The sequence below is a fragment of the Chryseobacterium sp. HNCC26DJ240 genome (genome assembly GCF_057180485.1).
The window spans coordinates 122955-148149 of the sequence record NZ_JBXUGK010000009.1; the positions used below are offsets into that span (position 1 = coordinate 122955).

Consider the following 25195-nt stretch of genomic DNA (forward strand, 5'->3'; position numbering starts at 1 on the left):
AATTTTAAAAATGAACGACGAATTTTATATTCAAAGATGTATTCAGCTTGCAAAAAAAGCTTCAGGGAAAACCTATCCTAACCCCATGGTTGGAAGTGTAATTGTGCACAACGACGTCATTATCGGTGAAGGTTACCACCAGAAAGCGGGCGAGCCGCACGCTGAAATCAATGCTGTCAATTCGGTAAAAAATAAAAACCTAATTCCGGAATCAACCATCTACGTTTCTCTTGAGCCATGCGCTCATTACGGAAAAACACCGCCTTGTGCTTTAAAAATCGTTGAACTCGGTTTCAAAAAAGTGGTCATTGGAGCAATGGATTCTCATGATAAAGTAAACGGTAAAGGCAAAAAAATCATTCAGGATGCAGGGATTGAAGTCGTTTCAGGTATTTTGGAAGAAGAATGTTTAGATTTAAATAAAAGGTTTTTTACCTATCATCAAAAAAAACGTCCGTATATCATCCTGAAATGGGCGGAATCTGCTGACTGTTTTATGGACAAGGATTTTAAACCCACCCAAATCAGTAATACATTGACCAAACAGTTTGTACATCAACTCAGAAGCGATGAACATAGCATTCTCATCGGCACCATGACAGCCATGAGAGACAACCCAAGTCTCACAACAAGAGAAATTATTGGCAGAAACCCGGTACGAATACTGATTGACATTGATTTAAAAGTTCCACAGCATTATAATATTTTCAACGATGAAGCTGAGACTCTGGTTTTCAATTCAATAAAAAATGACGAAAACGGAAATGTAAAATTCATTAAAACTTCAAGAGAAAACTTCATTCAAAATCTATTGATTAAATTATACGAACGCCAGATCCAGTCGGTGATTGTGGAAGGTGGCGGATTGGTTTTACAACAGTTTATTGATGCAGGTCTTTGGGATGAAGCGATCGTCATTAAAAACAGCAATCTCGTTTTAGAAAACGGCACAAAAGCTCCGAAATTTGAAAACGAAGCTTCCGAAATTCAGGATTTCAGAGATAATGTTATTGAATTTCACTTCAGAAAAAATTAAGCAGGCAATCAATGTTGTACGATTATAAAACCATTGCGAAACCTGTCGAAAACGTTCTTCTAAAAGAAAAAGGAAGCAAGTTTATCGGATTTGCCTTCCCTGTAAACAGTGAATCTGAGCTGAAAGCCGCTTTGGAAAAAATACGCAGTGAACATCCAAAAGCAACACACCACTGTTATGCTTTCAGAATGGGTTTGAATGGTGAAAACTATCGTGCAAATGATGATGGCGAACCATCCGGAAGTGCAGGTTTACCCATTTACAACCAGCTTTTAGCGCATGAGATTACCAATGTTCTTGTCATTTCGGTAAGATATTACGGCGGAACGAAACTGGGCGTTTCAGGTTTGGTAAAAGCTTATAAAGAATGTGCAAAAATCACTTTGGAAGAGGCCGAAATCATTACCAAAGAACTGGAAACTGAAATTACAGTTCAGTTTAATTTTGATCAGCAGAATGTTATTTTTACTTTACTTTCTAAGTTTGATGCCAAAATTTTAAGTTTTGAAACTCTTGAAAAGTGTGAAATAAAAGCATCATTAAAATTGGTGGAAAAAGAAAAAATTGGAGAAAAACTTTCGGAGATGCAGTATGTTTCTTTTGAGTTTGAAGAATAATTAACATGGCAGTTTCTCTTTTAAAAACAAAAAATCCTGAACAAAAATTCAGGATTTCATTATTGTAATTTTCAAAAGTCTTAATCTCTTCTTCCACTCATCAAAAGTGAAGCGAAATATAATAGTTGAGCCAAAGATCCTAAAGCCGCTACCAAATAGGTTCTCGCAGCCCATTTTAAACTGTCCTGAACGCCGACATATTCTTCAGTTGTCACAGTTCCGGTGTCTTTCAGCCATTTCATCGCTCTGTTGCTGGCGTCATATTCTACGGGAAGTGTGATGAAAGCAAATAGTGTAGTCAAAGCAAACATAATGACGCCAACAAACAGAAGAATTCTATTTCCACTCATCGCCATCAGAATAATCCCACCCATCAACACAAACTGCATCAGATTTGAACTGATGCTTACCACAGGAACCAGCTTTGATCTCAGTTGCAACATCGAATATCCAACTGCATGCTGTACTGCGTGACCGCACTCATGTGCTGCAACCGCTGCCGCCGCTGCATTTCTCTGCATATAAACCGCTTCTGATAAATTTACAGTTTTATTCTCAGGGTTGTAATGATCAGTAAGCTGTCCGGGAACAGAAATAACCTGCACATCATGAATTCCGTTATCGTAAAGCATTTTTTCTGCCACTTCCTTTCCTGAAAGTCCGTTACGAAGCCTTATTTGCGAATAATGTTCAAACTTTGATTTTAATCTTGAAGAAACCCACCAGCTGATGAGCATTGAGATTCCTATAATAATATAATAGGTATAATTCATCATTTTTACTTTAAATTTTAATCTGAAATTAGGATTAGAAGATGTAAAAATTGTGCCAAAGTTTACGCATTATTTAATTATATTTGTGGTTCTATTTACCCGAAAACTATGTCTGAAGTTTCCATTTTTGAAGTAAAAACATCTGAAGATTTAAAGAAATTTGTAAAGTTCCCGATGGAATTATACAAAAACAATCCTTACTATGTTCCTTCTTTTATCAAAGATGAAATCAATGTTTGGAATCCTAAAGAAAATCCTGCGTTAAGTTATTCGAAAGCGAAACAGTTTTTGGCTAAGAAAGACGGAAGAATAGTAGGCAGAATTGCGGCTATCATCAATCATAAGGAAGAAAAGGAACTGGGCATCAGAAAAGTTCGGTTTGGATGGATTGATTTTATAGACGACAAAGAAGTTTCAAAAGCTTTAATAGACACCGTAATTGATTATGCAAAATCAAATCAGGTCAACAAAATTGAAGGACCAATGGGCTTCACCAATCTCGACAAAGCAGGAATGCTGACTTTCGGGTTTGAAAAAATTGCCACGATGATTGGAATTTACAATCATGAATACTATCATCAGCATATTGAAGAACTTGGGTTGGCAAAAGAGAAAGAATGGGTAGAATTTGAAATGAATTTCCCAAAAGTACTTCCTCCGAAAGTTGAAAAATTCAGCTCACTGATTGCCGAAAAATACAACCTGCGGGTTTTGAATTTCCAAAGCAAAGAAGAGATTTTACCTTATGTAAAACCAATGTTTAAGCTACTTGACGAAACCTACAAACATCTTTCTACTTACACTCCTATTTCCGAAGAACAGATTAAAACTTACAAAGAAAAATTCTTCCCGATGATTGCCAAAAACTACGTTATCTGCGTGGTTGATGAGCATGACGAGCTGATTTCTTTTGCCGTGACAATGCCTTCTTATTCTAAAGCACTGCAAAAATCCAAAGGTAAACTTTTGCCGTTTGGCTGGTGGCATTTTATGCAGGCTCAAAAGAAAAACGACCGGGCAAATTTTTATCTGATCGGAATTCATCCCGAATATCAGAGACGTGGCGTAACTGCAATTATTTTTAAAGAAATTTTTGTACGTTTCAATAATATGGGAATTGATTTTGCAGAAACCAACCCTGAACTAGAAGAAAACAAAAGTGTGCAACTTCTTTGGCAGGATTACAACCCTGTGAACCATAAAAGAAGAAGAACTTATTCACTCCAATTTTAATATGAAACCACATCTTATCATATTCGGAATTCTGATTGCCGGTTTCATCGTTTACAACCTTTTCTTTGCATTCCCAGACGACCGGATGAATACCTTAATCAACATTGTTTACGCAAGTGTTCTTTTTGGCTACATTTCGTTTGTGGCATTTACAGTTTTGAAAAAAATGAAGAAATAACAACAGACTTTCAGGTTTTAATCATATTTTCGTGAAGTAAATCAAATCCCATGAAAATACTGATCAAATACATTCTGATACTTCCATTCTTTCTTACCACAACAGTTTTCTCGCAGGAATTTTACATCAATACATACGAGTTTATTCCACCTTTCAGCTACCCAAATAAGATACCTAAGTTTGATGTTTCAAATACAATTGAGATAGCTCAACCTTTCTGCTCTCCTACAGTTAATTCGTATGACATTTATTCTGATATCGCCATTGATTCCAACAATAATTTTTATTATGTAAGTAATGACGGCTCTCTTTACAGAAGAAATTCAGCCAATGCAACTTGTGATTTTTTAGGTACATTTCTCACTGGTAACATCAATGCTCTTACAGTAGACAATGGAAGTTTCATATATGCTGCAGGCTCTAACAACATGGAAAGATATGACATCACTTCAGGAACTTTCACAACTATGGGACAGCTTCCTTCCGGATATAGCTCTTCAGGAGATTTATTTTTTTATGAGAACAGACTTTTCTTAACAACCCTTATGGGACTTCTTGAGATCAACATGATAAATCCTTCTGAAAGTTGCCTTTTTATGAGCCTTAATGGTATCAGTTCATTTGCCGCATTTTCCACAAAAGATGAAACCAGCTCAAAAGCTTATATCATCAGCAATGCTTCACCAAAGTCTCTTCATGAAATCGATATGGTTAACAAACTGGTAGGCAGCCCTATCAGATCGTTCAATTATGATGTTTTAGGAGCTGCGGCACCTTATCCGTTAACGTCTACAAATTCTATCTGCGGAATCCTTAATACGGAAGAAAATCAGATTGATAAAGATTTTTTAACATTGACTAATCCTTCAAAAAATCACATTGTCTACAAAACAAATTTTAAAAGCAGGGATATCGTTTCAATACAGCTTTTTGACAATTCAGGACGGCTTGTGAAAAACTTCTTGAATCACAGCCCTAATGAAAAATTAGATATTTCAGAAATCAAAGCTGGAAATTATTTATTTGTACTGACAACTAAAAACGGAAAAACACTTACCAGAAAAATAATAATTTCAATCTAATTTTTATTGATTCTAAATTGTGGTTTTTCTCCTCATAAAACCGACTTTTAGCGTGATTAATTTCATGCTTTCTTGTTTATTGCCTAAATTTGCAACTTGAGATAATAATGTAAAAATGAATTTACCAGAAAATTACATTCCAATCCTTATTCAGGCGGGTGTAGCTGTCGGATTTGTGGCGATTTCACTTTTAGGCGCACACTTTTTAGGACCAAAACAGAAAAAAGGAAATTCTGTAAAAAACCAAAGTTGGGAATGCGGTGTACCTGTAGAAGGTAACGCAAGAACCCCGTTCTCCATTAAATATTTCTTAACGGCAGTACTTTTTGTACTTTTCGATATTGAAATCGTATTTTTTTATCCCTACGCAGTAAACTTCAGAGAATTTGGTTTTGAAGGATTCCTTGCTGTACTTACATTCGTTGCTATCTTCTTCCTCGCATTTTTCTATGTCTGGAAACGTGGCGCTTTAGACTGGGATAAATAAACCATTAATTTTTAAATAAGACTTTTAGATTAACTCTATCAAATCTAAGTTAACATAATAACAGATTTGAAATCTAAATTAAAATCTTAAAAATCAAAAAAATGTCAGATCAAAAACCAATTATAAGAACAGATGCACCAGCTCCGGAAGGATTTGAAGGAGAAGGATTTTTCGCAACGAAACTGAGCAGCGTCATCGGGATGGCAAGAAAGTTTTCACTTTGGCCTTTACCTTTCGCGACTTCTTGTTGTGGAATCGAGTTCATGGCTACGCTAAACCCAACCTATGATGCATCCAGATTTGGTATGGAAAGAAACTCTTTCTCACCAAGACAGGCAGATATGCTGATGGTGTGCGGAACTATTTCCAAAAAATTAGGTCCGGTTTTAAAAGAAGTTTATACTCAGATGGCAGAACCGAAATGGGTTGTTGCTGTGGGAGCATGTGCTTCCAGCGGTGGTATTTTTGATACGTATTCGGTTCTTCAGGGGATTGATAAAATTATTCCTGTGGACGTTTATGTTCCAGGTTGCCCTCCAAGACCGGAGCAGATTATTGAAGGTGTAATGCAGGTACAGGCTTTGGCAGAAAGCGAAAGCATCAGAAGAAGAGACACGCCTGAATATCAGCATTTATTAGACTCTTACAACATCGACAACTAAGGAAAAATGACGAACGAATTTGTATTAGAAGCACTCTCAAGAGAATTTCCGGAATCAATAATTTCCAGCTCAGAACCTTATGGGATGCTGACTGTGGAAGTAAACAAAGATGATATTAAAAAAATAATTCATTATCTTAAAGATTCATCACTGGAAATCAATTTTCTTACAGATGTTTGTGGAATCCATTACCCAGAATTTCCAGAGAAAGAAATTGGTGTGGTTTATCATTTACAAAACATGATGACCAACTTCAGACTGCGTTTGAAAATCTTCATGACAAGAGAAAACATCGAGGTTGATTCTTTAACAGAATTATATGCAGGAGCTAACTGGATGGAAAGAGAAACCTTTGATTTTTATGGAATTAAATTTAAAGGACATCCTGATCTTAGACCTATACTGAATATGGAAGATCTTGGTTATCATCCAATGCTGAAGGAATATCGTCTGGAAGACGGAACAAGAACAGATAAGAACGACAGCATGTTCGGAAGATAGGACAAATTTGAAATTGATTATTTGAAATTTGAAATTGTTCAAATCTCAAACTTCAAATCTCAAACCTCAAATGAATTTATTATGAAAGACAACTCATTATCTAATATACTTAACCAACACGACAGTAACGAGCAGATTGACGGGCAATTATACACCCTGAATCTGGGACCTACTCACCCTGCAACACACGGAATCTTTCAGAACGTTCTTACCATGGACGGTGAGAGAATTCTTCATGCAGAGCAGACGGTGGGTTATATCCACAGAGCTTTTGAAAAAATTTCTGAAAGAAGAAATTATGCTCAGATCACTACGCTTACTGACCGTATGAACTACTGTTCGGCTCCAATTAATAATATCGGATGGCACATGACGGTAGAAAAGCTGATCGGTGTAAAAGTTCCGAAACGTGTAGATTATATGCGTGTCATCTTAATGGAATTGGCAAGAATCGGTGATCACTTAATCTGTAACGGGGTAACCGGAATGGATGCAGGTGCAATTACAGGATTGACTTACATGTTCATCGAAAGAGAGCGTATTTACGATATGTACGAGCAGATCTGTGGAGCGAGAATGACTACAAATATGGGAAGAATCGGAGGTTTTGAAAGAGATTTCACTCCAAAATTCCATGAGTTGCTGAAAGATTTCCTTAAAACATTCCCTGCAAGATTTCAGGAATTCTGTAATTTATTAGAAAGAAACAGAATCTTTATGGACAGAACCATTGGTGCGGGTGCAATTTCAGCTGAAAGAGCTTTAAGCTATGGTTTTACAGGTCCGAATCTTCGTGCATGTGGTGTAGATTATGATGTGAGAGTTGCAGAACCTTATTCTTCTTACGAAGATTTTGATTTTATCATTCCTGTAGGAACTTCCGGTGACACTTACGACCGTTTTATGGTTCGTCAGCAGGAAATTTGGGAATCTCTTAAAATTATCAACCAAGCCTATGACAATTTGCCGGAAGGACCTTTCCATGCAGATGTCCCGGAATTTTATCTTCCTGAAAAAGCTGATGTTTACAAAAAAATGGAAGCTTTAATTTACCATTTCAAAATTGTAATGGGAGAAACTGATGTTCCGAAAGGAGAAGTTTATCACGCTGTCGAAGGTGGTAACGGAGAATTAGGATTTTATCTGGTAAGTGACGGAGGAAGAGCACCTTACAGACTGCATTTCAGAAGACCTTGTTTCATTTATTATCAGGCTTATCCTGAGATGATTACAGGTTCGGTAATTTCAGATGCCATCGTTACGATGTGTAGTATGAATGTGATTGCGGGAGAATTAGACGCATAAAATTGTAGAAAGTACAATGTAGTAATGTATAATGTACTTGAAAATATAAATAGTTAAATAATTACCCAGTACTCTGTACTTCGTATATTTTACAACTAAATAGTTCCAAAAAGAACTTTTTAATTAAAATAAATTTAGAATTGAGCTTTTGAATCTCAAATTTCAAACCTCAAATTTCAAATCAGATAAAGATGAGCGAAACAATAGCTTTTAAACCGGAAAGTTTACAGCAGGTCCATAAAATCATGGCAAGATATCCTGAGGGAAGACAAAAATCTGCTCTTCTTCCTGTGCTTCACATTGCGCAGAAAGAATTCGGAGGTTGGTTAGACGTTCCTGTGATGGATTATGTTGCTGAATTATTGAGTATTAAACCTATCGAAGTATATGAAGTTGCTACTTTTTATACCATGTTTAATATGAAACCGGTAGGTAAATATGTTTTGGAAGTTTGTAGAACCGGACCTTGCATGGTTTGTGGAAGCGAAAAAATATTAGACCACATCAGAACCAAACTGAACATCAAAGACGGTGAAACTACCGCAGACGGAATGTTTACATTGAAACCTGCCGAATGTCTGGGTGCTTGTGGATACGCTCCAATGTTACAGTTAGGAAAGTTCTATCACGAAAATTTAACCATAGAAAAAGTTGACGAAATCCTTGATCTTTGCAGAGAAGGGCAGGTTGATTTGGGCTAAATAAATTTTAAACTAATTAAAAAAAGCGCAAGGCAAATAGCCAAAAGCTAGAAGCCAAACGCTAAAAGCATAATTAAAAATGAGTAAAAAACTTTTACTTAAAGACGCACACGTAGAAGGCATCCGCTACTTTGAAACTTACCGCAAACAGGGAGGTTACACTTCAGCAGAAAAAGCTTTTAAAATGACACCCGAAGAAATTCTTGAAGAGGTAAAAACTTCAGGTCTTCGTGGTCGTGGTGGTGCAGGTTTCCCAACGGGGATGAAGTGGAGCTTTCTGGCAAAACCAGAGGGAGTTCCAAGACACTTGGTTGTAAATGCAGATGAATCTGAACCGGGAACTTTCAAAGACAGATATTTGATGGAATTTCTTCCTCATCTTTTGATCGAGGGAATGTTGATTTCATCTTTCGTTTTAGGTTCAAATGTTTCTTATATCTACATCCGTGGAGAATATTCTTGGATTCCTGATATTTTAGAAGAAGCGATTGAAGAAGCAAAAGCTGCAGGGTTTTTAGGTAAAAACATCTTAGGAACAGGTTTCGATTGCGAAATTTATGTTCAAAGAGGTGGTGGGGCTTATATCTGTGGTGAAGAAACTGCTTTGCTTGAATCTCTTGAAGGTAAAAGAGGAAACCCAAGATTGAAACCACCTTTCCCTGCTGTAAAAGGACTTTGGGAAAGACCAACGGTTGTAAACAACGTTGAATCAATCGCAGCAGTGGTTCCAATTATTGAAATTGGCGGAGCAGAATATGCAAAAATTGGTGTTGGAAGATCAACTGGTACAAAATTAATTTCTGCCTGCGGAAATATCAACAAACCTGGAGTTTACGAGATCGATATGACCATTACAGTTGAAGAATTTATTTATTCTGATGAATATTGTGGTGGAATTCCAAACGGTAAAAAGCTGAAAGCCTGTATTCCTGGAGGAAGTTCGGTTCCAATTGTTCCGGCAAACTTATTATTGAAAACGGTAAACGGTGAACCAAGATACATGAACTATGAATCTCTTGCTGACGGTGGTTTTGCTACCGGAACAATGATGGGTTCAGGAGGTTTTATCGTTTTGGATGAGGATCAGTGTATTGTAGAACATACCATGACTTTAGCGAGATTTTACCATCACGAAAGTTGCGGACAGTGTACTCCTTGCCGTGAAGGAACGGGATGGATGCACAAGATTTTAAAGAAAATAGAAAAAGGTGAAGGTAAAATGGAAGATATCGATTTGCTTTGGGACATCCAGAGAAAAATCGAAGGAAACACCATTTGTCCGTTGGGTGATGCAGCAGCATGGCCGGTTGCAGCAGCAATCCGTCATTTCAGAGATGAATTTGAATGGCACGTAAAAAATCCTGAATTAAGTCAGACCCAGAATTATGGTTTAGCAAATTACGCAGACCCGATTCCTGTTGCTGCAGGTAATTAATAGAGATTGAAATTTTGAAGAAGATTATTGTTGTTGGAATATTGATGTCGAATTTTGCTTTTGGGCAAAATGCTAAAAGTGATACTTTAAAATATCCTTATGAAGATGGAAATGGTCCAACCGTAGGTTTGCCATCGTACAAAAAAGACGATAATGAACCGATTGTAGGAATCTCAGGAAGTCATGTGAACAATGCTAAAGGCAAACAAGTATTCAAAAAAGGAGCAATGTTCGTTTTTTGGGGTTGGAACAGAGCTGGATTTAGCAAATCTGATATCAGATTTAAAGGAAACGGCTATGATTTTACCTTAAATAATGTTGTAGCACACGATAGACCGTCAGAGTTGAGTATAGCTTATATCGATCCGGGACAGATATCTAAGCCACAGTTTAATTTTAGGTTAGGATATTTTATCAAAGATAATCTTGCCTTGGTTGTAGGAACAGATCACATGAAATATGTGATGGATCAGGAACAGACTGTTGATTTTAACGGAAATATTTCAGATCCGAAATATGCTGCAATGGTGAAGAACGGGCAGGTAGATTTAACAGATCAGGAATTCCTGACTTTTGAGCATACAGACGGACTTAATTATGTAAATGCAGGTCTTGAGAAATATAAAAGCTTATTAAATAAAAAGAATTTTGATATTTCGTGGGCTTACGGAGGAGGAATCGGAGCTTTGTTTCCGAAATCCAATGTAAAATTATTCGGAAACGAAAGAAGTGACAGGTTTCATGTAGCAGGATTTGGGTTGGATGCAAGAACCAACATCAATTTTGTTTTTTGGAATCATATTATGGCGAGAGTGGAAGGGAAATTTGGCTATATTAATATGCCGGATATTAAAACAACTCTTAATAATAAACCTGATAAAGCCAGTCAGGATTTTGTATTCTACCAGATTAATTTCGGGATTGGATATACATTTAATACGAAGAAGTATAATTAAAATAGAGCTTAATAGCTAACAGCATAGAATATGAGCGAAGAGGTTAAAAAATTCAAAATAACGATAGACGGACAGACTGCTGAAGTTTTGCCTGGTACTTCTATTTTGGAAGCTGCAAGACAAATCGGTGGAAAATCTGTTCCTCCGGCAATGTGCTACTACAGCAAACTGGAAACCAGCGGTGGAAGATGCAGAACGTGTTTGGTGGAAGTTTCCAAAGGTTCAGAAGCAGATCCGCGTCCTATGCCAAAATTGGTAGCAAGTTGTAGAACCAATGTGATGGACGGAATGGAAGTGAAAAACCTTTCTTCTGAAAAAGCTCAGGAAGGCAGAAAAGCGGTTACTGAATTCTTGTTGGTGAATCACCCGTTAGATTGCCCGGTTTGTGATCAGGCTGGTGAATGTCATCTTCAGGATTTGGGTTACGAGCACGGAAATCTTGAAACCAGAACTGAATTCGAAAGAAATACATACGATGCTGATGATTTAGGTCCGAACATCAAACTAAATATGAACCGTTGCATCCTGTGTGCGAGATGCGTTTTGGCGGCCAACCAACTGACAGGAAACCGTGATCACGGAATTTTGTTCAGAGGAGATCATGCTGAAATTTCGACCTATTTAAATAAATCATTAGATAATGACTTCATCGGAAACATAATTGATGTTTGTCCGGTAGGAGCTTTAACAGACAGAACAGCCCGTTTTGCAAGCAGAGTTTGGTTTACAAAGCCAATGAATGCTTCCTGTAAGTGCGATAAATGTTCAGGAAAAGCTACGGTTTACATGAAAGGTGACGAAATCGTAAGGGTTACCGCAAGAAAAGACCAGTGGGGAGAAGTTGAAGAATTTATCTGCGACACTTGCCGTTTCGAAAGAAAATCTCTTTCAGACTGGAATATTGAAGGACCAAGACATATCGACAGACATTCGGTAATTTCATTAAACCATTACGAGAAACCTAAAGACGAATTGAGAGTTTTAGACAATCCGATGGCGAAGGAAATCAGCGAAAAAGACGAAAAATAATGAGGCTGGAAGTTTGAAGCTGGATGATGTAAGTTTTTTAACTGTTAAAAACAAAAGCATCTTTCAAATTCAAACATTTAGATTTAAAAAAATAAAATTTGATTATATGATGATAAGCTCTGCGACGAATTGCAAAACTTCCAGCATCCAGCTTCCATCTTCAAACAATAAAAAAAATGGATTTAATTACATTTAAATTAATACTTGTACTTGCACTTTTCCTGCTTTCACTAACGATTGCAGCCTACTCTACCTGGGCAGAAAGAAAAGTGGCAGCCATTATGCAGGACAGAATCGGGCCAAACAGATCTGGACCATTCGGTTTGCTGCAGCCTCTTGCGGATGGTGGTAAATTTTTCTTTAAAGAAGATTTTACACCTGCCAATGCTGAAAAGTTTCTTTTCGTAGTGGGACCTGCGTTGGTGATGTTTATCTCATTGATTACCGGAGCGGTTATTCCATGGGGTAAAACATTGAATATTGGTGATGTTTCATACGATCTTCAAGTGGCTAACATCGATGTTGGGGTACTTTTCATTATCGGAATGGCATCCATCGGAGTTTACGGAATTATGATCGGAGGTTGGGCTTCCAACAACAAGTATTCATTGTTAGGTGCGATTAGAGCTTCTTCTCAGATGATTTCTTATGAATTGGCGATGGGTCTTGCATTACTTTCTATCATTATGATGACAGGAAGTTTAGATTTAAAGGTAATTACAGAAAATCAGACTGAAGGCAAACTTTGGGGAATTATCCCTATCGGTTCCGGAATGAACTGGAATATTTTCTACCAACCATTTGCATTCTTAATCTTCTTCGTAGCGGCTTTGGCAGAAACCAACCGTCACCCTTTCGATTTACCTGAGTGCGAATCTGAATTAGTGAACGGATATCAAACGGAATATTCTTCAATGAAACTGGGTTTATATATGTTCGGTGAATACGTGAATATGTTTATTTCCAATGCTTTCATGGTGGTACTTTTCTTTGGAGGTTACAACTATCCGGGAATCGAGTGGGTTACTCAAAACTGGGGAGAAAATACCGCAGGAATTTTAAGCATCGCAGCCTTTTTAACTAAAACGGTAATCGGAATTTTGATCTTTATGTGGATCAGATGGACGATTCCTCGATTCAGATATGACCAGTTAATGCACTTAGGGTGGAAAACATTAATTCCATTGGCATTGATAAACTTAATGATTACAGGAGCGGTTATACTTGCTTTCGGTAATTAATTTGAAAATGAAATAATTTGAGAATTTGAAAATGGGAATTTTACATCAAACATCCCGCTTCCAACTTCTAACAGAAATATAAATTTGAAAAATGAGCTGATGAGAAAGCAGCGATGAGATTACTTCCATCACCCCGCTTCCATCTTCCAACATTTAAAAAATAAAAAATGAAATTAACCAACAGATCAAAAGTTGTTTCGAATAAAGAGATGACCCTTGCTGAAAAAATCTACCTTCCGGCGATTTTTAAAGGAATGGGGATTACTCTTAAACATGCTGTGAGAACCGTTGTAAAGCGTGCTCCAAATGTTTATTCTTATCCGGAAGTACAGAAACCGAGAGCAGATATCTGGAGAGGCCAACACGTTCTGAAGAGAGACGAAGAAGGCAGAGAAAGATGTACAGCTTGTGGTTTGTGTGCCGTGGCTTGTCCTGCTGAAGCAATTACAATGACTGCTGCGGAGAGAACAAGAGAAGAAAAAGATCTTTACAGAGAAGAAAAGTATGCTTCGGTATATGAGATCAACATGTTGAGATGTATCTTCTGCGGTATGTGCGAAGAGGCTTGTCCGAAATCTGCGATTTATCTTACAGACCGTTTGGTGGATGTAGAAACCAACAGAGGTTCTTTCATCTACGGTAAAGATAAATTGGTAGAAAAAATAAATGAAAGGATTGACATTACAGAAAGACAGTCCGAGAAACAAAAAAATGCGGTAAAATAATGGATCAGTTTTTATTTTTCTTGGTGGCGTTTTTAGCAGTGGCAAGTGCGGTTTATTTCGTGTTTGCAAAAAATCCTTTGTATGCTATTCTGTCATTAATTGTTACAATGTTTTCAATCGCCGGAATGTACGTTCTTCTGAATGCACAGTTCCTGGCAATCATCCAGATCATCGTTTACGCCGGTGCGATCATGGTTTTGTTCCTTTACATTTTAATGATGCTCAATCTTAATAAAGAAGACGAAAGTAAGAAGTCCGGTACTTTAAAATTTATCGGAGTTTTTACTGCAGGTTTACTTTTGATCGGTATTTTAGGTGTTTTCAGAGGAATTGATCAGAAACATGTGGTTGTTGCCAATGTTGATAAAGGTGTCGGACTGACAAAAAATCTGGGAAGACTTTTATTTAACGAATATGTTTTGCCGTTTGAGCTTGCATCCATCCTTATTCTGGCTGGTATTGTAGGTGCGGTGTTAATCGGTAAAAAAGATTTATAAAATTATGGGAGAAGTAAATACATTTATGCAAAGCATTCCCTTAGAGTACTTCATTATTCTTTCGTCTGTATTGTTCAGCTTAGGAGTTTTGGGCGTATTGGTAAGAAAAAATGCAATTGTGATGTTGGGTTGTGTAGAGCTTATGCTAAATTCTGTAAACCTTTTACTGGCTGCATTTTCAGCGTATAACGGAAACAGCGACGGACAGCTTTTGGTATTCTTTATCATGGTGGTAGCTGCTGCCGAAGTTGCGGTGGGTCTTGCAATTATTGCGATGCTTTACCGAAACACCCGTTCTGTAGATGTAAGTATATTTAATAAATTAAGAGGATAAAGAATGGAAAATTTAGTGTATGCGATAATACTTTTACCTCTTTTAGGGTTTCTCATCAACGGACTTTTCGGGAAAAACCTTCCTAAAATAGTTGTTGGTTCTTTGGCTACAGCCATGGTTTTTGGATCTTTTGCAATTGCCGTTTATTTATTTTTAAATTTTGATTCCGAAAGCCAGCCACAGGTTTTTACAGCTTTTGAATGGTTTAGAGTAAATGGGATTCAAATCAATTTCGGTTTCCTGATCGATCAGCTTTCTTTGATGATGGTGATGATCATTACAGGAATCGGATCTCTGATTCACCTCTACTCTATCGGATATATGAGTCATGATAAAGGTTTCTATAAGTTTTTTACTTATTTAAATCTCTTCATCTTCTCCATGTTACTTTTGGTAATGGGAAGCAACTACCTCATCCTTTTCATCGGTTGGGAAGGTGTAGGGCTTTGTTCTTATTTATTGATCGGATTCTGGTACACCAACGAAGAATATGGTAAAGCAGCAAGAAAAGCTTTCATCATGAACAGAATCGGTGACCTTGCTTTATTAATTGGAATCTTTATGATTGCATCGCAGACCAACGCGATCGATTATCTTTCTATAAAACAAAACGCCGGACAGTTTGAACTTGACGGAACAATCATCATCTTTATCACAGCGAGTTTATTCATCGGAGCGACGGGTAAATCTGCTCAGGTTCCTTTGTACACTTGGTTGCCAGATGCGATGGCAGGTCCAACGCCGGTTTCTGCTTTGATTCACGCAGCGACGATGGTAACAGCGGGTATTTATTTGGTGGTGAGATCAAACTTCTTATTCACTTTAGCCCCAACTGTTCAGGGTGGAATTCTTTTCATCGGATTCTTAACGGCAGCGTTGGCTGGTTTTTATGCGCTTAGACAAAACGACATTAAAAAAGTACTGGCATATTCTACAGTTTCACAGCTTGGTTTTATGTTCATTGCTTTAGGTTTGGGAGCTTACACAACTGCGATGTTCCACGTAATGACGCATGCTTTCTTTAAAGCTTTAATGTTCCTCGGAGCAGGTTCTGTAATCCACGCAATGAGCAACGAGCAGGATATGCGTTTCATGGGAGGTTTAAAAAAATACATTCCAATTACACACTTTACCTTCCTTATCGGAACATTGGCAATCTCAGGATTTCCTTTGCTTTCAGGGATGATTTCTAAAGACGAAATTTTAGTTGCCGCTTTCGCTAAAAATCCAATGTATTGGGTATTATTGTTCATTTTGGCAGCAACAACCGCAGCATATATGTTCAGACTTTACTATTTAACTTTCCACGGAGAGTTCAGAGGTACTGAAGAGCAAAAACATCATTTACATGAAAGTCCGTCTACGATGACTTTACCGTTGATTGTTCTGGCAATATTTTCAGTTTTGGGTGGTTTAATCAATCTTCCTCACTTTATCGGTCACGGTCATTATGCTAAACTGATGGAATGGCTTAAACCTGTTCTTACAGAAGAAAGCTACAAACAAATGGAAGCTACTTTATCGGGAGTTCCTTTCGGTACTGAAATGATTCTTTTGGGAGCGACAGTTTTAATGTTCTTCACGGTTTGGTTTATCGTTAAAAACATTTATGTCAACAAGAAGAAACAGGCTTTGCCGGAAGAACAGTATACCGGATGGGAAAAGCTTTCAGCGAGAAAATTATATGTAGACGAACTTTACAATGCTTTAATTGTAAAAACAGTCGAAGGATTGGGACGTGGCGGAAAAATGTTTGACAAAAACGTATTAGATAAAGCCGTAGATTTCGTAGGCGAAGGTGCTGAAGACAGCGGAAGATCTATGAAGCGTATTCAGAACGGAAATGTAGAAACCTACATTCTCATCATGTCTTTAGCTGTGGGAATTATATTGATTGTTAACTTTATATTACAATAATGTCTTATTTACTATTAACATTATTACTTTTACCTCTTGTAGGTTCGGGAATAGTCTTTGCGTGGAAAAATGCTTCCAGCAAATATGTAGCATTGGCGATTGCCCTTGTACAAATGCTTCTAACTTTCTACGTGGCTGCGGATTTCGATTTTGCGCCTACTGTAGACAGCGTGTTGCAGTACGAAATCAATTATCCCTGGTCTCAGTTTATCAAAAGTACGCTGCATTTCGGGATTGACGGGATGAGTTTGCTTCTTTTGTTGCTGACCAACATTTTGATGCCGATCATCATTCTTTCATCTTTTAATGAAAATGTAAGCTACAGAAATACCTTCTATGGTTTAATATTATTGATGCAGTTTGGTCTTATCGGAGTTTTTACTTCTTTAGACGGATTGTTATTCTATATTTTCTGGGAAGTTACTTTGATTCCGATCTGGTTTATCGCTGCACTTTGGGGTCAGGAAAACAAGAGATTTGAATTCACTACAAAATTCTTCGTGTATACTTTCGTAGGATCTTTATTCATGCTTGCAGGATTGATCTATGTCGGAATTCACTCTCCTTCATTTGCACTTACAGATTTGTATAATGCCAATTTGGGAGATACGCAACAGGTAGTTGTTTTTTGGATGATTTTCTTTGCTTTTGCAGTGAAACTTCCGGTTTTCCCTTTCCACACATGGCAGCCGGATACGTATACCTACTCTCCTACTCAGGGATCGATGCTTTTATCAGGTATCATGCTGAAAATGGCGATCTATGGAGTTTTAAGATATTTATTACCAATCACACCATCTGCTATTTTAGGAATCAGCGGACAGATTGTTATTATTTTAGCGATTGTAGGAATTGTACACGGTGCTTTGATTGCAATTATTCAGACGGATATGAAAAGAATTATCGCTTATTCATCATTCTCTCACGTAGGTTTGATGGTAGCGGGAATCTTTGCTTCAGCTGTTGTTACTTTAAGAGGAACCTTCAATGTTGAAGGTGCTGAAGGTGCTCTGGTACAGACTTTCGCTCACGGTATCAACGTTGTCGGACTTTTTTACTGTTGTGATATTTTATACAAAAGATTTAAATCAAGAGACATCAGACAAATGGGTGGACTGGCGAAAGTTGCTCCTAAATTTGCAGTTCTTTTCCTGATCATTATTTTAGGTTCAATGGGCGTTCCGTTGACGAATGGTTTTATCGGAGAATTTATTTTGATTAAATCAATTTTCAGTTTTAATGTTTTGGCAACAATTATTGCAGGACTTACTGTTATTCTTTGTGCTGTTTACTTACTTAGGTTTTACGGAAAAGCAATGTTCGGAAAAGGAGATGATGCTGTTTTAAGTACAGCGAGAGATCTTTCGGCAGTAGAGTTTTCAGTATTGGCAAGTATCGCTGTATTTGTAATCGTGATGGGTATTTTCCCACAACCGATTATCGATATGGTAGGCAGTTCCGTACAGTTTATTTACAAATCTTTGGTTTCGTAAGAAAAAGGTTTAGTGATATAAATTTTAATTAAATAATTTAAAAAATAAGAGAACAGAAAAATTTAGATAAGACTAATTTCAAATCTCAAATTTTAAATCTCAAATCCATACTATGAGTGTTTTAATAATTGTTTTCCTCACGGCTGTTGCAGCACTGTTTTCAGGAGTTTTTGAAAAAGGAAAATGGGCAAGATACATTGGTATTCTGGGGCTTATCATCGCTTTGGTTGTGAGCTTTTTCCCACAGGCAGAATTTCTGAATCAGTACAAAGCTATGTACAACTACAGCGACAACGCGGCATTGTTTACCAAATTAGCTTTAGTTACAACATTATTGCTGTTCTTCCTTGGCGGTTTCGCATTCAGCAATCACAGAAGCCATCAGTCTGAACTCTATGCATTGATGCTTTTTGCATTGTGTGGAGGAATTACCATTTTCGGATTCCAGAATTTAGTGACATTATTTATCGGGATTGAAATCTTATCTATTCCGTTGTACGTAATGGCGGGAGCAAACAAAACAGATTTAAGATCCAACGAAGCTTCAATAAAATATTTCCTGATGGGCGCTTTTGCCACAGGTTTCCTTCTATTCGGAATTGCTTTCATCTACGGAAGCACCGGAAGTTTTGATCTGATGAATATTCAGGATTTCAGTATTGCGCATCCTACCAACATCATGTTTACCATTGGTGTGATTATGATTCTTTGTGCGATGTCTTTCAAAGTAGCTTTGGCACCTTTCCACATGTGGAGCCCTGATGTATATTACGGTTCACCTTCATTGATCACTGCTTTTATGGCAAGTGTGGTGAAGATTTCAGGATTCTTTGCTTTATTCAAAATGATGAGCATCGGTTTCGTAGGAGTTACCGAGCAGTGGATCGACATTTTAGGTGTATTCGTTATCATCACTTTGCTTTTGGCAAACGTAATGGGACTTGCACAAACCAACGCAAAAAGAATGTTGGCTTACTCTTCCGTTTCTCACGCTGGATACATCGGTTTGGTTTTCTTCGGAATGAATTCTATGTCTCCATACACTTTGGCTTTCTACTTATTTGCTTATTCATTGGCGACAGTAGGCGTTTTCATGTGTCTTATTTACGTAGAAAAAATCAAGAGAGAAGCATCTTACGAAGCGTTTAAAGGATTGGCAAAATCTGAACCTTTATTAGCAGTAGTAACTGCGATCTCTTTGCTGTCAATGGCAGGTATTCCTTTAACTGCAGGTTTCATGGGTAAATTTTCACTATTTGCACAGGCCTTAGGAAATGATGATAATGTGGGAATCGTATTGGTAGCCGTTTTAGGTTCAGCGATTTCAATTGCTTATTATTTAAGATTAATTATTGCGATGTTTTTCTTCAAAGAAACTACATTCAAAACGGCAGAAAAAGCTACTATCACTTACAACATTGTAGCAGTTTTTGTAATTGCATCATTAGTTGTCTTCGGTGTTTTCCCTGATTTGTTTGCTAAAGTTTTTGCATTCGCAGGATAAGGAAATTAAATTTAAAATATACACTAACCTTTCAAATTATTTTGGAAGGTTTTTTTGTGCATAATTGAATTTTAACATCACTTGTCGTAGAACTACTACAAAATATTACATCAAAACTTCTTAGCTTTATGTAAATAAACACACACACAAATGACAACCCAGGAATTTATTTTGCACAAAGTTCGTCCTAATGACACTTTGGCTACACTTGCGAAAAGAATCAGTATTTCTGAAAATGATTTGAAAACATTTCACAATCAAAATTGTGGCAAGATGAATAAACTTTGGGTAAACAATTTACAGGGAGTTGAATTTGTTTTGATTCCGACCCATTTTTCTACAAAAGAAGAATTGGAAGTTCAACAAAGAAAAATGTTGCCTCCCGAAAATTATTTTCCTGCTTTTCATTCTAATCGATACATTGTCGAAGAAAGTTTTGTGTACTCAGGAAAAGAAGATTTAAAACTCAATTACAATGTTAATCTTAAAATTCATGAAGAAAATGGTATTTCAATTGTCAAAACCACCCTGTCAAATTTTTTAAAAAACCAAAATGTTCCCGATGACAAAATATCTTCACTGTCACTGGAATGTATGAAAAGTATTTATCCTGTTTCTCTTCAACTTGCAGAAAACGGAACCATTAAATCCTGTTCTGATTATCAACATATTGTCAAAAAATTCAAAACTAAGAGAAATGAAATTGAGGACTTTTATATTGGAGAATTGTCGAGAGCTTATCTTGATTTATTTGAAAAAAACATTTCTGAGGAAGAATATTTTCTGCAAAAGCTAAAATCCTATTTCTTATATCAAATTTTATTTCCAAACTTGAAATGGTTTAGCAAAACTTCTTCCTGGAAGGAGAAATTATATATTCAAATCAATTCATTTCCTTTAGAATTTACTTTTAAAACTGAAAATTCCTACGAGATTCCAGACTTCGTTGAAATAACAATTACTGGTACCATCTCAGAAAACTGCAGCTTGCGGGAACTCTTAAAAGGGTTTAGAATTGAAGATGAAAATCCTGAAGATTTCATCAATGTTGAAATTCAGATAAAATATTTTACAGATAAAAAAACAAAGCAACTTTATGAAGTAAAAGCTTCCTTGAGTATATGGCATCAAAATGAGTTATTTCAAAAACACGAATTACATTTAACACAATAACAAGATGAAAACCTATCAAACACAACCGAACGATAGTTTTGCCAGTATTGCAAAAAAATTTAGTATTAGAGATGAAAATTTTCTCAGAACATTTCATAACCTAAACTGTCCGGAAAATGAAATCATCATCGAAGAAATCCCGACAGGAACAACTGTTTTAATTCCTGAAGACCCTCAGTTTTTTATTGAAGAATCTGATTTTCAGGATGAAGATGATTGCATGAATGATGATTATGAATCTGATGAAGAAATACAGGCAACTACTGAAAATGAGCATACTATAGAAACCGGAAATTCAGAGAATAAAAAGTCTGGAGACAGTAAGAAGAATGAAAGCACCTCAAGCGAGCATGACGGCAAATACTTCGTGATTCAAAAAGGAATGTGCCAGTGCAACCAGGGTTTCAAATTTCCTAAATTCAAGGTAACCAGCCACCAAAAACACGACTGGAACGATGCCAATGGTGAGGCAGATTATCTTGCTGTAACAGAAGATGACCTTACATTAGACCCTCCCGTACAACCTTTTGGACAATGCAAACTGAAACCAAGTTCAGGTGGATATCTCCCCTGCACTTACGCCCCCGCCGGAAAATGGACAAAAACCTATGACAAGGTAAAAGTCATGGGTAAAAGCTGCGTCACCGAAATATCTGAACTGATGTGCAGTACAGGTGGAAAAATAACGATTTTTAAACATGGTCAGCAGAGCGAAATTGGAAAAAGCAATATCAACAAAGCAGATTCACAAGAGCAGCATGTGTATAATCCTTTGGTGGATTTTGAGGAGTTTAAGGAGGAGATTTACGGTGATGATCCTTATGAAGTAATATAAAATATACAAATTATGAAAATTATTAAAGGAAGCCCAAGTCCAAAAGCTGAAGAAAAAACTTTTTACGAGATTCATGATTTCATACTTGGGTCAAGCAATCCCATATTTAAGACTCCTGATTCCACAAAATTTACTTGGAAACTATTCAAGAAGCAGAAAGGAAATTGGAAACAAGTTTCAAATAACATTAAATATGGTAAAAAAGTGCCATACACCTTTGGTGAAAAAGTAATTGGTGTACCATTTAGAATTGAAGTTTATGAAGAGTACAAAAATCTCTTCAATCAGCTTGAAACGAAATTGGTCAACCATCTCATCGTAATACCCAGAACCCGAAAAGAAGCAACCATAAGCAGAGTTATTTTACTGAATAAAGGACACGCCGATGTAAATCAGGCAAAATTTAATGAAACATTGACAGCCGAGGCTCGAACAACTAATTTAGTAGGAAAAGAAATAACTTTTTATCTTTGGGAAGAAGGAGCAGCGGAGTCTGACAAATATAAAAAACCAAAGATAGCTCGTGTAGATAAAGACGGAATAGCAAAGATTACATTCAATCTCGCGGAATACGCGATACCAAAGACATGGATGAGTTTTTTTAATGATGACAAAACCACAAAAAAGTTTTTTGTTACTGCATCATACATGATAAATGAAGTTACTAATAAAACGTCAGTTACGGTTACCACAAATGAGGAAATTGAGAAGAAAAAAGAACCACAAAAGAAGGAAAATTCAAAAAGCAACGGAATTATCGCAAAGATGACAGAAGTGGTTCTTATAGGAGTTGTGAAGACTGGGGAAGTAATTTTTGGTGATTCTAAAACTCCGACGAGTATTGAGCAAACTTCAACAAATACTGAAAAGAATGGATGTTTCTGTCAAGAACAATACAAGGATCTAATCTGGGGAAATAAAGTAAGTTGTGAATTTAGAAAGAAAGTTGTTGAGATTGCAAAAAGATTAGGTAAAGATCCAAATTTACTTATGGCTGGAATGGCATTGGAAACGGGTAGAACGTTTTCGCCAACTGCGGGTAAAGGAACGAGTTATGTCGGTTTGATACAGTTCGGAGATTCAGCAGCCGAATCTGTAGGCACAACACGAGCAGAATTATTAAAAATGACAGCAATTCAACAATTAGATTATGTGGAAAAATATCTGACTAAGAAAAAAGACAAAATTAATACACTCACAGATTTCTACCTATCAATATTGATGCCCGTAGATGTTGGAAAAGGAAATCAGGCCGACCATGTTGTATTTGATAATAAATATCCGTTAGTGCGTACAAATAGTGGAAAACTGACTGATTTAAGTAAATCCAGACATTACGGCTATCGACAAAACCCATCATTTTTTTTTGAGGGGACGTTACATAAAAATGTAAGAATCAAAACAAAAAATGGATTTAAATCATTTAAAGAGATATACGATGAAAAAAAAATATGGTATGAAAATGGAGAAAAAGAATATGATGGTGAAGGAAAAACACATATATGGGAAATAGAAAAAAGTATATCGAAACTTTACGAAGAAGGAAAGCAAAATAAAACAAAAAACTTTGAATGTAAAAAAGCTGAAATCACTGCAAAAAAACCACTGTTGGAAAAAGTAGTTTGGAATGTAATTATTACAGAGAAATATACAGGTAGCCAATGTACACACAGAGAGAAAACTCCTTTTAGAAGAAATTGCAGAAGAGGAAAAATTGACGTGTACGATCATACAGAAAAAATCGTTTTTACAATATCAGATTGCTTACTTGAAGGAATAGCGGGTGAAGATCGAATGATTACTGATTCTGATGCGCCTTTTGGAATTTATCAAATAGCGTCTTCACCATTTATAATGGGCTCATCAACCGGAAAGAAAAGAACAGCATATGGTCCGAATCCCAGATTATCTTTTGAACCTATACCGGGCAGTAATGACGAAGCAGCTAAAAGTGGAAGATCACTAATAAGAATTCATGGCGGTAGACAAGAAACTGAAACATTTGTTCCTAGATCAAATCCTTATCTGATGAGAACTCATGGCTGTATCAGGATATTTGATCAAGACGCAAAAAAATTCTATAATTGGTGGGTTACGTATCAAGAAAATAATCCTAACATTAAACCTGGAAAGTTAATTTTAAAAAAATAACCATGTTAAATAAATCATTATCAATATTTCTTTTAAGTTCATTATTAATAATAAATAATTGCCAAAAAGAAAACAACATAAACAAAAATAATACGATGAATGATAAACTTACAATCAATACTGAAGAAAGATTAATTGACAGATTAATTATAGATAATTCTATATTTATGAGAGATGATATAGATCTGAAAAAATATCAATATATGAATTCGTATTTAGAGGATCTAAAAATTCAAGATTTGATGGATGCGAAATATCGAAAAGCATTTGTAAAATATTTAAAAGAAATAAAAACAGAAGACGACGAATTTAAATCCACTTTGGTTTCACAATTATTATTTCTAAGAATGGTGCAATTATCTGACAGTAACGCATTCTTTCTCTTATCTGAATTATCAAAGGATGATTTGATTGCGTATAATGGCATTGAGCTTTATTCTGAGAAACTTGTGAGATTTTTTATCGAAAATCCCATGTTCTTTATACAACAAGGAACTAAATATCACGAAATAACAATTTTTAATTCACTTAGCGCACAGTTAGATGATTATTTTGTTCAAAAATCATTTTTCACAGATAATTTAGGAGAAATCAATTTTAAGTCTGGACAACTATTTCTAAATCCTGAAAAAGAAAAAGACTTTAGTGAATCTTTTAAAGAAAAAATCTCAAAATTTGATGCTGAAGAAGGTGTATTTTCTCCATCTCTTTACACATCGTGGGAAAATAAAACAATCAAATTTATTGATATCAGCCCTATATTTGGGGATTCACTTATAAAGAAATTAAACACATTTGAAATAAATTATTTTAAACAAAATATATTATCTACTCTAAAAAAATATGTAATAAATGGTGATGAATTAAAAATAGTCACAATTAACGACCCTGACGGCTTCACAAATCTCCGCAAAGAAAAAAGTACATCATCAGAAGTTTTACAGCAAATCAAATCCGGCGAACAAATCCAAGTTTTAGACAAATCCGGCGACTGGCTTTGGGTTAAAACCAATGAAGGTAATCAAGGCTATATACATAAAAGCAGAATAAACACACTTTAAACACTGACAAACAACAAGTTGAAAACTCTTCAAACAGAGAAAAAATGGTAATTTTACAAGTACCAACATAAAAAAAAAGGGAATCAGCGAATTTACTTTTGGCGAAAATGCAGTAGGCTCAGTTTACAAACTGGAAGCCTATCTCTATGCTCCGGAGGGAGGTGGATTAATTATTCATCCTCAGCCCAGCAAAATTCCGGTTATCAATAAGGTAGAACTGTTTTATGTAGACGACACAGAAGGTATTATGTTTAGCTTCATGGAAAAGC

At 36.3% G+C, this 25195-nt stretch carries 25 protein-coding genes; 24 read left to right on the top strand and 1 reads right to left on the bottom strand.

Going from position 1 to position 25195, the window contains the following annotated elements; translation table 11 throughout:
- Positions 1-10 precede the first annotated feature (10 nt).
- On the top strand, positions 11-1036 hold the full coding sequence (gene ribD / locus AC2A1G_RS18240; RefSeq protein WP_484048324.1) for a bifunctional diaminohydroxyphosphoribosylaminopyrimidine deaminase/5-amino-6-(5-phosphoribosylamino)uracil reductase RibD: 1026 nt from the start codon (positions 11-13) through the stop codon (positions 1034-1036).
- A gap of 11 nt (positions 1037-1047) precedes the next feature.
- The gene (locus AC2A1G_RS18245) at positions 1048-1653 is read left to right on the top strand and encodes an IMPACT family protein (protein ID WP_484048325.1); all 606 of its coding nucleotides are present in this window, start codon (positions 1048-1050) and stop codon (positions 1651-1653) included.
- 80 nt (positions 1654-1733) lie between these two features.
- Here AC2A1G_RS18245 and AC2A1G_RS18250 read toward each other — a convergent pair whose 3' ends face one another.
- Positions 1734-2429 (bottom strand): zinc metallopeptidase, encoded by a 696-nt coding sequence (locus AC2A1G_RS18250; protein ID WP_484048326.1) that lies wholly within the window; start codon positions 2427-2429, stop codon positions 1734-1736.
- Between the two features lie 105 nt (positions 2430-2534).
- Between AC2A1G_RS18250 and AC2A1G_RS18255 the strand changes: the two genes are divergently transcribed.
- The 22 genes from AC2A1G_RS18255 to AC2A1G_RS18360 all read left to right on the top strand — a co-directional run bounded on the left by AC2A1G_RS18255 (position 2535) and on the right by AC2A1G_RS18360 (position 24926).
- Entirely contained in the window at positions 2535-3659 is a 1125-nt protein-coding gene (locus tag AC2A1G_RS18255; RefSeq protein WP_484048327.1) for a GTP cyclohydrolase, read from the top strand.
- 1 nt (position 3660) lies between these two features.
- On the top strand, positions 3661-3837 hold the full coding sequence (locus tag AC2A1G_RS18260; RefSeq protein WP_484048328.1) for a hypothetical protein: 177 nt from the start codon (positions 3661-3663) through the stop codon (positions 3835-3837).
- Between the two features lie 50 nt (positions 3838-3887).
- A complete protein-coding gene (locus AC2A1G_RS18265; protein ID WP_484048329.1) occupies positions 3888-4919 on the top strand; it encodes a T9SS type A sorting domain-containing protein in 1032 nt (343 codons plus the stop codon).
- A 115-nt stretch (positions 4920-5034) separates the two neighbouring features.
- Entirely contained in the window at positions 5035-5406 is a 372-nt protein-coding gene (locus AC2A1G_RS18270; RefSeq protein ID WP_056074660.1) for an NADH-quinone oxidoreductase subunit A, read from the top strand.
- Between the two features lie 101 nt (positions 5407-5507).
- Positions 5508-6068: an NADH-quinone oxidoreductase subunit B gene (locus tag AC2A1G_RS18275; RefSeq protein ID WP_056034962.1), complete on the top strand. Its 561-nt coding sequence runs from the start codon at positions 5508-5510 to the stop codon at positions 6066-6068.
- Positions 6069-6074: 6 nt separating this feature from the next.
- Positions 6075-6569, top strand: a complete 495-nt coding sequence (locus tag AC2A1G_RS18280) for an NADH-quinone oxidoreductase subunit C (protein ID WP_484048330.1) — start codon at positions 6075-6077, stop codon at positions 6567-6569.
- Between the two features lie 81 nt (positions 6570-6650).
- Positions 6651-7874 carry an NADH-quinone oxidoreductase subunit D gene (locus AC2A1G_RS18285; RefSeq protein WP_262151266.1) on the top strand — a complete coding sequence of 408 codons (1224 nt, stop codon included), beginning with the start codon at positions 6651-6653 and terminating at the stop codon, positions 7872-7874.
- A 191-nt stretch (positions 7875-8065) separates the two neighbouring features.
- Positions 8066-8575 (top strand): NADH-quinone oxidoreductase subunit NuoE family protein, encoded by a 510-nt coding sequence (locus AC2A1G_RS18290; protein WP_047447219.1) that lies wholly within the window; start codon positions 8066-8068, stop codon positions 8573-8575.
- A 79-nt stretch (positions 8576-8654) separates the two neighbouring features.
- Entirely contained in the window at positions 8655-10010 is a 1356-nt protein-coding gene (nuoF, locus tag AC2A1G_RS18295; RefSeq protein ID WP_484048331.1) for an NADH-quinone oxidoreductase subunit NuoF, read from the top strand.
- 227 nt (positions 10011-10237) lie between these two features.
- Positions 10238-10966: a hypothetical protein gene (locus tag AC2A1G_RS18300; protein WP_484048404.1), complete on the top strand. Its 729-nt coding sequence runs from the start codon at positions 10238-10240 to the stop codon at positions 10964-10966.
- Between the two features lie 30 nt (positions 10967-10996).
- Positions 10997-11995, top strand: coding sequence for an NADH-quinone oxidoreductase subunit G (locus AC2A1G_RS18305; RefSeq protein WP_484048332.1), 999 nt, complete (start codon positions 10997-10999; stop codon positions 11993-11995).
- A 176-nt stretch (positions 11996-12171) separates the two neighbouring features.
- Positions 12172-13236, top strand: coding sequence for an NADH-quinone oxidoreductase subunit NuoH (gene nuoH / locus AC2A1G_RS18310; protein WP_484048333.1), 1065 nt, complete (start codon positions 12172-12174; stop codon positions 13234-13236).
- A 167-nt stretch (positions 13237-13403) separates the two neighbouring features.
- Positions 13404-13961 (top strand): NuoI/complex I 23 kDa subunit family protein, encoded by a 558-nt coding sequence (locus AC2A1G_RS18315; RefSeq protein ID WP_056034942.1) that lies wholly within the window; start codon positions 13404-13406, stop codon positions 13959-13961.
- The gene (locus AC2A1G_RS18320) at positions 13961-14458 is read left to right on the top strand and encodes an NADH-quinone oxidoreductase subunit J family protein (RefSeq protein WP_262151250.1); all 498 of its coding nucleotides are present in this window, start codon (positions 13961-13963) and stop codon (positions 14456-14458) included. Before AC2A1G_RS18315 ends, AC2A1G_RS18320 begins: the two co-directional genes overlap by 1 nt.
- Before the next feature lie 4 nt (positions 14459-14462).
- Complete coding sequence (gene nuoK / locus AC2A1G_RS18325) at positions 14463-14792, top strand: NADH-quinone oxidoreductase subunit NuoK (protein ID WP_056034936.1); 330 nt, start codon at positions 14463-14465, stop codon at positions 14790-14792.
- A gap of 3 nt (positions 14793-14795) precedes the next feature.
- Complete coding sequence (gene nuoL, locus AC2A1G_RS18330; protein ID WP_484048334.1) at positions 14796-16709, top strand: NADH-quinone oxidoreductase subunit L; 1914 nt, start codon at positions 14796-14798, stop codon at positions 16707-16709.
- Positions 16709-18202: a complex I subunit 4 family protein gene (locus tag AC2A1G_RS18335; protein ID WP_484048335.1), complete on the top strand. Its 1494-nt coding sequence runs from the start codon at positions 16709-16711 to the stop codon at positions 18200-18202. The genes nuoL and AC2A1G_RS18335 overlap by 1 nt, the downstream gene beginning before the upstream one ends.
- A 112-nt stretch (positions 18203-18314) precedes the next feature.
- Positions 18315-19706, top strand: a complete 1392-nt coding sequence (locus AC2A1G_RS18340) for an NADH-quinone oxidoreductase subunit N (protein ID WP_484048336.1) — start codon at positions 18315-18317, stop codon at positions 19704-19706.
- A gap of 150 nt (positions 19707-19856) precedes the next feature.
- Entirely contained in the window at positions 19857-20879 is a 1023-nt protein-coding gene (locus AC2A1G_RS18345; protein WP_484048337.1) for a hypothetical protein, read from the top strand.
- Between the two features lie 4 nt (positions 20880-20883).
- Positions 20884-21714, top strand: a complete 831-nt coding sequence (locus tag AC2A1G_RS18350) for a DUF4280 domain-containing protein (protein WP_484048338.1) — start codon at positions 20884-20886, stop codon at positions 21712-21714.
- A 12-nt stretch (positions 21715-21726) separates the two neighbouring features.
- The gene (locus AC2A1G_RS18355) at positions 21727-23865 is read left to right on the top strand and encodes a L,D-transpeptidase family protein (RefSeq protein ID WP_484048339.1); all 2139 of its coding nucleotides are present in this window, start codon (positions 21727-21729) and stop codon (positions 23863-23865) included.
- A gap of 2 nt (positions 23866-23867) precedes the next feature.
- Positions 23868-24926: an SH3 domain-containing protein gene (locus tag AC2A1G_RS18360; protein WP_484048340.1), complete on the top strand. Its 1059-nt coding sequence runs from the start codon at positions 23868-23870 to the stop codon at positions 24924-24926.
- The last annotated feature ends 269 nt before the right edge of the window (positions 24927-25195 follow it).

Coding starts and splice junctions, on each gene's coding strand:
- ribD (WP_484048324.1), top strand. CDS start 11: ATGAACGACGAATTTTATATTCAAAGATGTATTCAGCTTGCAAAAAAA.
- AC2A1G_RS18245 (WP_484048325.1), top strand. CDS start 1,048: ATGTTGTACGATTATAAAACCATTGCGAAACCTGTCGAAAACGTTCTT.
- AC2A1G_RS18250 (WP_484048326.1), bottom strand. CDS start 2,429: ATGATGAATTATACCTATTATATTATTATAGGAATCTCAATGCTCATC.
- AC2A1G_RS18255 (WP_484048327.1), top strand. CDS start 2,535: ATGTCTGAAGTTTCCATTTTTGAAGTAAAAACATCTGAAGATTTAAAG.
- AC2A1G_RS18260 (WP_484048328.1), top strand. CDS start 3,661: ATGAAACCACATCTTATCATATTCGGAATTCTGATTGCCGGTTTCATC.
- AC2A1G_RS18265 (WP_484048329.1), top strand. CDS start 3,888: ATGAAAATACTGATCAAATACATTCTGATACTTCCATTCTTTCTTACC.
- AC2A1G_RS18270 (WP_056074660.1), top strand. CDS start 5,035: ATGAATTTACCAGAAAATTACATTCCAATCCTTATTCAGGCGGGTGTA.
- AC2A1G_RS18275 (WP_056034962.1), top strand. CDS start 5,508: ATGTCAGATCAAAAACCAATTATAAGAACAGATGCACCAGCTCCGGAA.
- AC2A1G_RS18280 (WP_484048330.1), top strand. CDS start 6,075: ATGACGAACGAATTTGTATTAGAAGCACTCTCAAGAGAATTTCCGGAA.
- AC2A1G_RS18285 (WP_262151266.1), top strand. CDS start 6,651: ATGAAAGACAACTCATTATCTAATATACTTAACCAACACGACAGTAAC.
- AC2A1G_RS18290 (WP_047447219.1), top strand. CDS start 8,066: ATGAGCGAAACAATAGCTTTTAAACCGGAAAGTTTACAGCAGGTCCAT.
- nuoF (WP_484048331.1), top strand. CDS start 8,655: ATGAGTAAAAAACTTTTACTTAAAGACGCACACGTAGAAGGCATCCGC.
- AC2A1G_RS18300 (WP_484048404.1), top strand. CDS start 10,238: ATGTTCGTTTTTTGGGGTTGGAACAGAGCTGGATTTAGCAAATCTGAT.
- AC2A1G_RS18305 (WP_484048332.1), top strand. CDS start 10,997: ATGAGCGAAGAGGTTAAAAAATTCAAAATAACGATAGACGGACAGACT.
- nuoH (WP_484048333.1), top strand. CDS start 12,172: ATGGATTTAATTACATTTAAATTAATACTTGTACTTGCACTTTTCCTG.
- AC2A1G_RS18315 (WP_056034942.1), top strand. CDS start 13,404: ATGAAATTAACCAACAGATCAAAAGTTGTTTCGAATAAAGAGATGACC.
- AC2A1G_RS18320 (WP_262151250.1), top strand. CDS start 13,961: ATGGATCAGTTTTTATTTTTCTTGGTGGCGTTTTTAGCAGTGGCAAGT.
- nuoK (WP_056034936.1), top strand. CDS start 14,463: ATGGGAGAAGTAAATACATTTATGCAAAGCATTCCCTTAGAGTACTTC.
- nuoL (WP_484048334.1), top strand. CDS start 14,796: ATGGAAAATTTAGTGTATGCGATAATACTTTTACCTCTTTTAGGGTTT.
- AC2A1G_RS18335 (WP_484048335.1), top strand. CDS start 16,709: ATGTCTTATTTACTATTAACATTATTACTTTTACCTCTTGTAGGTTCG.
- AC2A1G_RS18340 (WP_484048336.1), top strand. CDS start 18,315: ATGAGTGTTTTAATAATTGTTTTCCTCACGGCTGTTGCAGCACTGTTT.
- AC2A1G_RS18345 (WP_484048337.1), top strand. CDS start 19,857: ATGACAACCCAGGAATTTATTTTGCACAAAGTTCGTCCTAATGACACT.
- AC2A1G_RS18350 (WP_484048338.1), top strand. CDS start 20,884: ATGAAAACCTATCAAACACAACCGAACGATAGTTTTGCCAGTATTGCA.
- AC2A1G_RS18355 (WP_484048339.1), top strand. CDS start 21,727: ATGAAAATTATTAAAGGAAGCCCAAGTCCAAAAGCTGAAGAAAAAACT.
- AC2A1G_RS18360 (WP_484048340.1), top strand. CDS start 23,868: ATGTTAAATAAATCATTATCAATATTTCTTTTAAGTTCATTATTAATA.